General features: G+C 69.0%; 12 protein-coding genes. 4 read left to right on the forward strand and 8 right to left on the reverse strand.

The features are described 5' to 3' along the window. Nucleotides 1-170: 170 nt before the first annotated feature. A complete protein-coding gene (locus tag BM430_RS31525; RefSeq protein WP_093571150.1) occupies nt 171-1148 on the forward strand; it encodes a homoserine kinase in 978 nt (325 codons plus the stop codon). Nucleotides 1149-1181: 33 nt separating this feature from the next. On the opposite strand, the gene BM430_RS31530 is transcribed toward BM430_RS31525, so the two are convergent. The 7 genes from BM430_RS31530 to BM430_RS31560 form a co-directional block, all read right to left on the reverse strand. Further along, nucleotides 1182-1511, reverse strand: a complete 330-nt coding sequence (locus BM430_RS31530; protein ID WP_093571151.1) for a helix-turn-helix domain-containing protein — start codon at nt 1509-1511, stop codon at nt 1182-1184. Then, complete coding sequence (locus tag BM430_RS31535) at nt 1504-1857, reverse strand: type II toxin-antitoxin system RelE/ParE family toxin (RefSeq protein WP_093571152.1); 354 nt, start codon at nt 1855-1857, stop codon at nt 1504-1506. The genes BM430_RS31530 and BM430_RS31535 overlap by 8 nt, the downstream gene beginning before the upstream one ends. 54 nt (nt 1858-1911) lie before the next feature. Further along, nucleotides 1912-2667 (reverse strand): SHOCT domain-containing protein, encoded by a 756-nt coding sequence (locus tag BM430_RS31540; RefSeq protein WP_093571153.1) that lies wholly within the window; start codon nt 2665-2667, stop codon nt 1912-1914. A 69-nt stretch (nt 2668-2736) separates the two neighbouring features. Further along, nucleotides 2737-3894, reverse strand: coding sequence for a glycosyltransferase family 61 protein (locus BM430_RS31545; protein WP_093571154.1), 1158 nt, complete (start codon nt 3892-3894; stop codon nt 2737-2739). 32 nt (nt 3895-3926) lie between these two features. Beyond that, on the reverse strand, nt 3927-5336 hold the full coding sequence (locus tag BM430_RS31550; protein ID WP_093571161.1) for a sensor histidine kinase: 1410 nt from the start codon (nt 5334-5336) through the stop codon (nt 3927-3929). Nucleotides 5337-5425: 89 nt separating this feature from the next. Then, complete coding sequence (locus tag BM430_RS31555) at nt 5426-6103, reverse strand: response regulator transcription factor (RefSeq protein ID WP_093571155.1); 678 nt, start codon at nt 6101-6103, stop codon at nt 5426-5428. A 35-nt stretch (nt 6104-6138) separates the two neighbouring features. Beyond that, on the reverse strand, nt 6139-6516 hold the full coding sequence (locus BM430_RS31560) for a PepSY domain-containing protein (protein ID WP_093571156.1): 378 nt from the start codon (nt 6514-6516) through the stop codon (nt 6139-6141). Between the two features lie 235 nt (nt 6517-6751). Here BM430_RS31560 and BM430_RS35440 point away from each other — a divergent pair, with 235 nt between their 5' ends. Both BM430_RS35440 and BM430_RS31570 read left to right on the forward strand, forming a co-directional pair. Continuing rightward, nucleotides 6752-7171 carry a hypothetical protein gene (locus BM430_RS35440; protein WP_244539757.1) on the forward strand — a complete coding sequence of 140 codons (420 nt, stop codon included), beginning with the start codon at nt 6752-6754 and terminating at the stop codon, nt 7169-7171. Between the two features lie 135 nt (nt 7172-7306). After that, the gene (locus BM430_RS31570) at nt 7307-7924 is read left to right on the forward strand and encodes an HAD family hydrolase (RefSeq protein ID WP_093571157.1); all 618 of its coding nucleotides are present in this window, start codon (nt 7307-7309) and stop codon (nt 7922-7924) included. 42 nt (nt 7925-7966) lie between these two features. On the opposite strand, the gene BM430_RS31575 is transcribed toward BM430_RS31570, so the two are convergent. Continuing rightward, nucleotides 7967-8290, reverse strand: coding sequence for a BrnA antitoxin family protein (locus tag BM430_RS31575; protein WP_093571158.1), 324 nt, complete (start codon nt 8288-8290; stop codon nt 7967-7969). A gap of 500 nt (nt 8291-8790) precedes the next feature. Between BM430_RS31575 and BM430_RS31580 the strand changes: the two genes are divergently transcribed. Beyond that, nucleotides 8791-9557, forward strand: a protein-coding gene (locus tag BM430_RS31580; RefSeq protein ID WP_093569542.1) for an IS5 family transposase whose coding sequence is annotated in 2 segments (ribosomal slippage) — nt 8791-9139 and nt 9139-9557 — 768 coding nt in all. Because the reading frame shifts where the segments join, the coding sequence is not laid out codon by codon here. Nucleotides 9558-9581 lie beyond the last annotated feature (24 nt).

A 9581-nucleotide genomic window follows, 5' to 3' on the forward strand; every position in this document is an offset into this window, starting at 1 on the left:
AATGATCCTGAACCGTAGAGCTGCGCAGCTCTACGGTTGGGGCTTGATTCTGAACCCGAGCCACCCTCACCCCTACCCCTCTCCCACTCGGGAGAGGGGATCCCGCGCATTCATCTGAAGCGCCGGCCCTTCCTTTTCTTCATCCATTCTTTGAGCGAAGCAGAACGACCGTGGCGGTCTACACCGAGGTTCCGGACGAGGCGCTGGCCGCCTTTCTCGCCGCCTACGAGATCGGCGATCTCCTGTCCTACAAGGGCATCGCCGAGGGGGTGGAGAACACCAACTTCATCCTGCACACCACCACCGGCTCCTACATCCTCACGCTCTACGAGAAGCGGGTGAGGGAGGGCGACCTGCCGTTCTTCCTCGGGCTGATGCAGCATCTGGCCGCCAACGGGCTGGCCTGCCCGCAGCCGATCCGCACCCGCGACGGCGAGACCCTCGGGCGGCTCTGCGGCCGGCCGGCGGTGATCGTGTCGTTCCTGGAGGGCGTCTCGGTGCGCCGGCCCGGCGTCAGGCACTGCCGGGCGCTCGGCGCCGCGCTCGCCGGCCTGCACGCTGCCGGTGCCGATTTCCCGATGCAGCGGCCGAACGCCCTCTCGGTCGCCGGCTGGCGCCCGCTCTTCGAGGCGGCGGAGGCCCAGGCCGACCGCGTCGCCCTCGGCCTCGCCGATCGCACCCGCGCGGACCTGGAGCTCCTGGAACGATCCTGGCCGCAGGGCCTGCCCGGCGGCGTCATCCACGCCGATCTCTTCACCGACAACGTGTTCTTTCTCGGCGACGAGGTCTCGGGCCTAATCGACTTCTACTTCGCCTGCACCGATTCCTTCGCGTACGACCTGGCGATCTGCCTCAACGCTTGGTGCTTCGAGGCGGATTACTCCTTCAACCGCACCAAGGGCCAGGCGATGATCGCCGCCTACCAGGCCGTGCGCCCGCTCGAACCCCGCGAGGTGGAAGTGCTGCCGCTCCTCGCCCGCGGCGCGGCGCTCCGCTTCATGCTGACCCGCCTCGTCGACTGGCTCAACGTGCCCCCCGGCGCCCTGGTGAAGCCGAAGGACCCGCTGGAATACGACCGCAGGCTCGCCTTCCACCGGAAGGTCGCGGCGGCGGAGGAGTATGGGTGGAGTTTGTCTTCCTGTGCGTAAACAACCTGATCATCAACCAATGTTAATTGATGATCAGGTGCGTTCGAGATGGTGGCTGGGCTGTGGTGCGTGGACTCGCCGCTCGAACGCGATCCTGACTTCCACCTCCGCATCGAGCGCGTGAAGCATGCGGATCATCCGATCCAACGTGAAACGTCCGTAATCGGCGTTGCGGACCCGCGAGAAATCGGCCGCGGCGAATCCGGTTAGCTCGTGCGCCCTACGGGTCGTGAGTTGCCGCTGGTCGAGCGCAGCGATGATGCGCGCTGCCAGCTGGCCTTTTGCCTGGCGCATGTCGGCATCGGCATAGCCGAAATCTTCCCAGACGTTGCCGCTGCCGTGAACGAAGTCATCGTTACCCATTGCTTAAGTGCTCCACGATCTGTTTGATCCGCTGCCGCACGAGATCGAGGTCCCCTTGCGAGGTCTTGATGCCTGACGTCGACTTCTTCTGAAACGCGTGCACGACCCAGAGCGCATCACCGAGCTGCACGGCGTAGACCACACGAAAAGCGTCGGTCCGAAACTTGAGCGCAACCTCGAAGACGCCAGAGCCAAACCCCTTCAGAGGTTTCGCGATCCCAGCCATGCTTCCCGAAGCGGCGATATCCAGTGCCTGCAGCACGCGCTCACGCGCGCCTGCCGGAAATCCCTCGAACTCTTTCCTGGCTGGTTTCAGCCAGGATATCGGTTTCAAGCGATCTGGCATCGGTCGATGATGTCATGTTTGACAACGGGTCGCCAGGGTGATCGATAGCGCCTCTCACAACCGCGCCAGCAACTCCGTCTTCTTCGCGGCGAACTCGGCCTCGGTGAGCGCGCCCCGGCGGTGCAGCTCCGACAGGCGCTCGATCATCCCGAACACGTCCCCGCTCGGCGCATCGGCCGATTGGGACGAGGACGCCGCGAAAGATTCCGGCGCGGGCGCCGGCGCGGCCTGCGGGGCGGGGCGCGCATCCTGGCCGGGCTCTCCCACCACCGGCAGCTCGTCGAGCCGCACCGGGCCGAACTGGCTGGTGAAGCTCAGGGAATGGAGCGAGCCCTGCTGCTGCGAGACGCCGCCGATCCGGTGGTCGCCGGTATCGTAGAGCGTCACCCGGCCGCCGCTCTCGATGGCGAGGCGCCGGGCCTCGGGAAAGAAGGCGTAGCGGGCGTCGTTCTGCGAGCCGGAGGTGGCCGGCTGGCCCAGACCCTCGGGCCACCAGGACCCGCCGAAACCCTGCCCCGAAAAACCATGTCCCGAGAATCCCTGGGACTGGACGCTCCCGCCCTCCGCCGGCATCGCGGTAGCGAGCGGCGCCAGCTCGTCGCAGAGCGCGACGACCCGGGCCTTCAGGCCGGAATTGAACATGTCGCCGATCATCGTCATCCCGCCGGCGGACCACTGGCCCATGCCGCCGAGATCGGGATGGTTGAACTGCGCCATCCGGCCGTGGCCGCGGGCGAGCGCGTCGAGGAGGTGGCGGACGGCGTCGGGGCCGACGCCGTGGCGGGCGGCGATCGCGTCGAGGTCGGGCATGGTGAGACTCGGCTCCGGGGCTGGGCCGGCTTTAGCGCAGTCCATGCCGCGGGGGAATGCCGGCTCGCCTCAGCCGAGCCCCGGGACCACCCCGCGCAGGCGCCCCAGCAGCCCGCCGGGCCGGGGCGGCAGGGGTGGAATCGCCGGCGAGAGGTGCCAGGCGCCGGGATCGCTCCGCAGGTCGCTCTCCCGCAGGGTGTCGATCCGGGCGATCTTGTCGAGGAGCTCCGCCGCCACGGTCTCCGGCTCCCGCAGCACGAAGTTGACGGTGAAGCCGTCGCCGGCGTGGCTGCGGGTCCCGACCGGATAGTAGTAATGCGCCTCAGTGCCCGTGATGAGGTCGATCAGCCGGTAGGTCGCGCTCAGCTTGAGCCGGTCGGCGAGGGCGATCACCCGCCGGCGAGGGGGCGCGAAGAGCAGGGTGTGGAAGGCCGAGCCGTTGGCCCCGAGGATCACCCGGTGGCGGGCGAACAGGCGCACCTGCTCGGGGAAGCTCAGGAGCTCCGGGTGGACGATCCGCACGCCTTCGCGCTCCAGCACGGCCGTCACCGCCTCCTCGTTGGAGAAGCGGCGCACGCCGCCGGTCAGGCGGGTCTTCGACAGGTAGACCGGCTGCGGGTCGGCATCGACCTCCTCGGGCGCGTAGTAGCCGCGCCCGATCTCCCGGCACAGATCGGCCAGGACCGGGAAGGCGTAGTCGTCCTGCTGCAGGGCGGCCTGGGGCACGAGCAGGGTCGGGATCCGCACCGGCCGGCCGAAGGTCGTGAGATCCAAAACGCTGAGGCCCAGCCGGCCGAGGATCTCCGGGATGAACGGGGTCCCGCTCCAGTCCGCGTCGGGCCCGGGCCCGTGGCAGAGCAGGGTCGGGCGCAAGGCCCCCCCGGCGACATCGAGGAGCGGCCAGAACCGCGCCAGCGTGTTGATGACGAAGTGGCCGTAATGCGGGTGGATCGCCCCGACATAGAGGTAGGTGCCCTCCGGTGCCGTGTCGGTCACCGGGCCCTGCCCCTCCGGCCATTCGGTGGTCTGCCAGGTCGGGGTGCGCTCGCCACTGTGGTGGTCGAGGGATTCGGGCACCATCCGGCCCGCGGCGTCGAAGATCACCGGGATCTTGTCGAGCTGGGGCACCCGCATGAGGTAATGGGCATTCTCGACCAGGCGCAGGGCCGGCCGGCCCTGCCGCACCTCGGCCCGGCCGTAGAACGCTTCGCTCCGCTGCAGGATCATGCCGAACTGAGAACCCCGTCGCGCGCGGGCCGTCAGGCCTGCGCGGCCGCCGGGCTCGCATCGCCCGGCACCTCGATCACTGCCCTTAAGCCGCCGAGTGCGGCCGCGTCGAGGCGCAGGCGCCCGCGATAGAGGGCGGCGAGGTCGGAGACGATGGAGAGGCCGAGCCCTGAGCCGGGCTTGGTCTCGTCGAGGCGCCGGCCGCGCTCCAGCACGGCGATCCGGGCTTCCGGCGGCAGGCCCGGCCCGTCATCCTCCACCGTGACGATGAGGTGCGGGTACTCGCCCTGGCCGATCACCTCGGCGCGGATCGAGACGCGCGACTGCGCCCACTTGGCGGCGTTGTCGACGAGGTTGCCGATCATCTCCTCGAAATCCTGGCGCTCGCCGCGGAAGCGCAGGCCCGGGGTGACGCTGGTGTCGAAGGTCAGGTCCTTGTCGTAGAAGATCTTGCCGAAGGTGCGCACCAAAGCCGCGACCACCGGCTCGACGTCGGTGAAGGTGCCGAGCGCGCCGGCCAAAGCCGCGGCGCGGGCGCGGTCGAGGTGGTAGTTCACCTGGTCGCGCATCACCGCGGCCTGCTCGCGCACCTTGACCGCGAGCTCGCTGTGGGCGTCCCCCGCCGAGGCCTCGTTGACGATGATGCTCAAGGGGGTCTTCAGCGCGTGGGCGAGGTTGCCGACCTGGGTGCGCGCCCGCTCCAGGATCTCGCGGTTGGTCTCGAGGAGCAGGTTCACCTCGCCGGCGAGCGGCGCGATGTCCTGCGGGTACTCGCCCGAGATGCGGTCCGCCTCGCCGCGGCGGATGGCGCCGAGCGCCGCCCGCAGCTTGATCAGCGGGGCGAGGCCGAAGCGGATCTGGAGCAGGGTGGTGAGGCCGAGCGAGAGGCCGAGCAGCGCGAAGGTGGTGGTGAGCGCGAAGGTGAAGCGCCGCATGTCGGCGGCGATCTCGTCCGAGGGCCCGGCGACCCGCACGAGGTAGCGGCCCTCCTCGCCGAGATCGACGGTGCGCTCGATGATGCGCAGCGGCCGGTCGTCCTGCGCCTTGCCGTAGCCCTTGCGCAATTGCCCGGCGCCCGCCTCGCCGACGGCGTTGTCGGGCGGCTGGAGCGGCACGCCGACCAGCGAGCGCGAGGTGCGCAGGTCCCTGGGGCGGGCGTTCGGCCGGCCAACCTGCCAGTACCAGCCCGACAGGGGCAGGTCGAAGCGCGGATCGCCGAGCGCCCCGAAGCTGCGCGCCTCGGAATCGGAGGGCGAGACGAGGTTGGTCGCGAGATCGTTCGCGTAGACGAGGAGCCGGCTGTCGAAGGCCCGCTCGGTGGTCTCGCGGTAGAGGGTCGAGAGGATCAGCCCGGCGATCAGCAGGATCAGCGCGCTCGCGAGCAGCGACGAGACGGCGAGGCGTACCGCGATCGAGCGCTTGCGCCACGGCCGCCAGCCCAGCCAGCGGCGGGGCGAGGCCGGGGCGACGCCGCCGGCGAGGCCCGTCTCCGCCGCCGGTGGCGCCTCGGCCGTGGCCCGGCCGGGCCCGGTCACGGCTGCTTTCCGCCGGCGCCCGCGTCGATCAGGTAGCCGAGGCCGCGCACGGTCTGGATCAGGTCGACCGCGAGCTTCTTGCGCAGGCGCCCGACGAAGACCTCGATGGTGTTCGAGTCGCGGTCGAAATCCTGGTCGTAGAGGTGCTCGGTCAATTCGGCCCGGGACACGACCCGGCCGGTATGATGCATCAGGTAGGAGAGCAGCCGGTACTCGTGCGAGGTGAGCTTGACCGGGCTGCCGTCGACGAAGACGCGGCCGGAGCGGGTGTCGAGGACGACCGGGCCGGCGCTGATCTGGCTCGTGGCGTGGCCGGCGGTGCGGCGCAGCAGCGCCCGGACCCGGGCCAGCAGCTCCTCCATGTGGAAGGGCTTCGTCACGTAGTCGTCGGCGCCGGCATCGAAGCCGTTGACCTTGTCGCTCCAGCGGTCGCGGGCGGTGAGGATGATGACCGGCGTCTTCTTCTGCGCCCGGCGCCAGCCCGACAGGACCGAGACGCCGTCGGCCTTCGGCAGGCCCATGTCGAGGATGATGCAGTCGTAGGGCTCGGTCTCGCCGAGGAAGGCGCCCTCCTCGCCGTCGAACGCCTTGTCGACGGCGTAGCCCGCCTCTTCCAGGGCGCTCACGACCTGGCGGTTGAGATCCCGGTCATCCTCGACCACCAGCAGACGCACGACCCGAACCCCTCAGTTCAGAACAAACCCGCGTTTCACCACTGGCCGGACACTTGTCCCGACCGGGCATCCACCATCACGTGCACGAACTGGCCGTCCTTGCGCAAGGCCGTCAGCATGTAGACCAGCGTCTCGTCCCGCCGGCAGAGATTGGCCCGCACGATGTCGGCCCGCGGCACGGCGGCCCGCGCCGCCCGGATCGCCGCCACCGGCTCGACCACGCGCTTCTCCGCCACCGCCTCGCGCAGGTCGCCGGAGGAGAGGCAGGTCTGGTGCGTCTCCACCGCCTTCAGCGGCTGGGCCGGCACGGCGCCCGTGGCGGTCTCGTCCCGCTCCTCCGCGGCCGCGAGCCAGCCCGAAGCGCCGGCGAGGCCGACGAGGGCGGGGAGCAGGAGGAGAGCGAGGTTGCGCATGCCGGGGACCATCGTCGCCGGGCACTGAATGCACCCTGAATGCGAAGGTGCCGGGTTTCGAGGGGCAGGCCCGGTCACGTTCTCGTGTGCGGCCGAGGTTCCGGGACGGGATTCGTCGCCAGCCCGGGTGTGGCGCGGGCGACGCGGGTGAACCGATCCGGCGGCTTGGCTGTTATGGTTAAGGCCGCGCTAACCCCGCCGGCCGACCCTGCCGGTCGCCAGCCAGGGAGTTGCCATGCGCCCCGCCGCGTTCCCGTTCCTCGCCGTCGTGGGGTGCCTTGCCGGCGTGGCCCACGCGCAGGAGGCGGTCCCCGAGCCCGTTTCCGCCGCCACGGAGATGGGCGGCTTGGCGCTGGGCGGCGCGCCCCTGCTGCTGCGCATCCGCCCGCGGGACGAGGCACCGGAGGAGGGCTCCGGCGTCGATGCCGCTGCGGCAGCCCGCCAGGCTGAGGCTGCGCGCCAAGTGGCTCTCGCCCGCGCCGTCGCGGCCCGCGAGGCGTTCGAGGCGCGGATCACTGCCCGGGCCAACCGGGCGATCGCCTCGGTCTGCACCGGGTGCCTGGGGCCGGTGCCGCCGTCGGTGGCGCTGACTCCGCCGGTCGCGGTGGCCGCGCCGCGACCGGTTCCGGCTTCGGTCGCGATGACCGATCCCTAATCGGCGAGGTTGACGAACAGTCCGAGACCGTCCCCGATGTCACCGGCGCGCACGGCGGAGAGGCCCTTCGTCTCGGTCGCCTTGGAGCAGGAGAACTTGTAGCAAGAGAACCTGGAGCAGGGGGCATCGGCGAGCATGGTCGCTGACATCACACTCGTTTTGTTTGACCTCGACAATGTCCTGTACCACTACGACCGACGCCGACGCGTCGAACATCTGTCGGGGATCACCGGCATCCCTGCCGACGACATCTACGCCGCGATCTGGGACAGCGGATTGGAGTTCCAAGGGGACAGAGGAGTCCTCGCGCCGCAGGACTATCTCCAGGCCTTCGGCGACCGGATCGGATACCCGGTCAGCCTGACAGAGTGGCTGGAGGCACGTCGTGCCGCCGTCGCGCCGAACGAGCCGATGCTCGCCCTCGTCGAGCGGCTGCGGGCGTCGAAGGACATCGCGGTCCTGACGAACAACCCGGAGCTGTTGACCGAGCACATCGACGTCGTCTGCCCGAGGCTCAGGCCGCTGTTCGGAGATCGGATCTACGCGTCGGCGTCGTTCCGCACAGCCAAGCCCGAGATCGCCTGCTTCCAGCGCTGCCTCGCGGCACTCGCGGTGGAGCCGCCGGCCGTGCTGTTCATCGACGACCTCCCCGAGAACGTCGCGGGAGCGCGGGCGGCGGGCCTCCACGCCCATCATTTCACGTCGGTCGACGCGCTGCGCCGGGACCTCGCGAGCCGGGGCATAGACGTGTAGGGCCCCCGGACCGGCCAAAGGGCCGGGCAGGCGCGGATCGCCTCAATGCGTCCCGAGCCGCTTCGCCGCCCGTTTGAGGGTAGCGTTCATCCGGGTCTGCCAGCCGTCGCCGGTTGCCTTGAATGCCTCCACCACGTCCCGGTCCAGGCGGATCGTGACCGGCACCTTCGTCACCTCGGCCTTGGGCCGGCCACGCCGCGTCAGGGCCGCGTAGAGCGCGGGCGGCAGCACGTCGGCGGCAGGCCGCATCCGGGCGAACTGCTCGGCCGTGATCTCCGGATTGTCGGGATCCTGCGCGATCCCGGCCTGGATCTCCGCCTCCTCGGCATCGGTGAGGGGCGGCAGGCTCGCCCTACGTCTCGTCATAGCGACTCCTCTCGCTGCGGCTCGCTCGCCGCAGGCTGATGGCCGAGACGGCCTCGCTGCCGACGAGGGCGAAAACCAGGGATACGAGGTGACCGTCGAGAAAGCCGACCGCGAGGAAGCGCGGGCGGCCGTCGGGACGATTCTATCCCGGGCTCGCTGATGTCGCTTTGGTGTCTCGGCTCGTCCTGGGAGCCTGCTTGACTGGCTCGGCAGTCTCAAGACCCTCCGGGTCATTCCGGGGCCGCGAAATCGGAGCCCGGAGTGCCGCAGGCACGCCCAGAGCCGCTGATGGTTCAGGATCAAGCGGAATGCTCTCCGCCTCTTCCTGATCGACCTGAGTTTCTGGATTCCGGGCTCCGCTCCGCGGCCCCGGAATGACCCTGTGATTGTCAAATTCGTGAGTGCAGATTGAATAATATTCTAGGCTGTAGTGAGGAATTAATGAACACCAGCCTGGCGCAAGGTTGCGGTTGCTGATTGTGGCCGGAGGAGTTCCAGCCATGTCGCAAGATCCCGATGCCCTGACCGACGAGCAATGGGAGCGCCTGAAGGTGCTGGTTCCTGGCGGCCGGAAAGGAACACGCGGACGCCGCGCCGACAATCGGCGTTTTCTTGATGCGCTGCTCTGGATGGCCCGGTCGGGTGGCCGCTGGAAGGATCTTCCGGAGCGGCTTGGCAAACCCGACACGGTCAAGCGGCGCTATTACGACTGGATTGCCCGTGGTGTCTTGGACGAGATGCTGGATGTCCTGGCCCAGGAGGCTGATCTGGACTGGCTGATGCTGGACGCGACGATTGTGCGAGCGCACAGTCAGGCTGCGGGAGCGCGCAAGATTAAAGGGGGGCGGATGCCCAGGGCTTGGGTCGGTCACGCGGTGGTCTGACGACGAAGATCCATACGGCCACGGATGGTCTTGGCTTGCCTGTCCGGCTGATGGGCGGCCCTGGCCAGGAACACGACGTGACACGCGGTTGTGCGTTGCTTGACGGCTTCGAGCCTGGATCCGTGATCGCCGACAAAGGTTATGATGCGGACCGCTTGGTTGAGGTCGTGAGTGCGAGCGGCGCGACGGCGGTAATCCCACCGCGCCGCAACCGCAAAGTCGCACGTGAATTTGATCGCGATGTGTACAAGGAGCGCAACCAGATCGAGCGCTTCTTCAACAAGCTGAAGCAATTTCGGCGGGTGGCCACGCGCTATGACAAATTGCTTGCCAACTACATGGGCTTCGTCAAGCTCGCGGCCATCGCCATCTGGCTCAGATAGTTAATTCCTCACTACGGCCTAGAT

Origin of the sequence: Methylobacterium sp. 174MFSha1.1, assembly GCF_900116815.1 — a bacterium.
GTDB lineage: Bacteria > Pseudomonadota > Alphaproteobacteria > Rhizobiales > Beijerinckiaceae > Methylobacterium.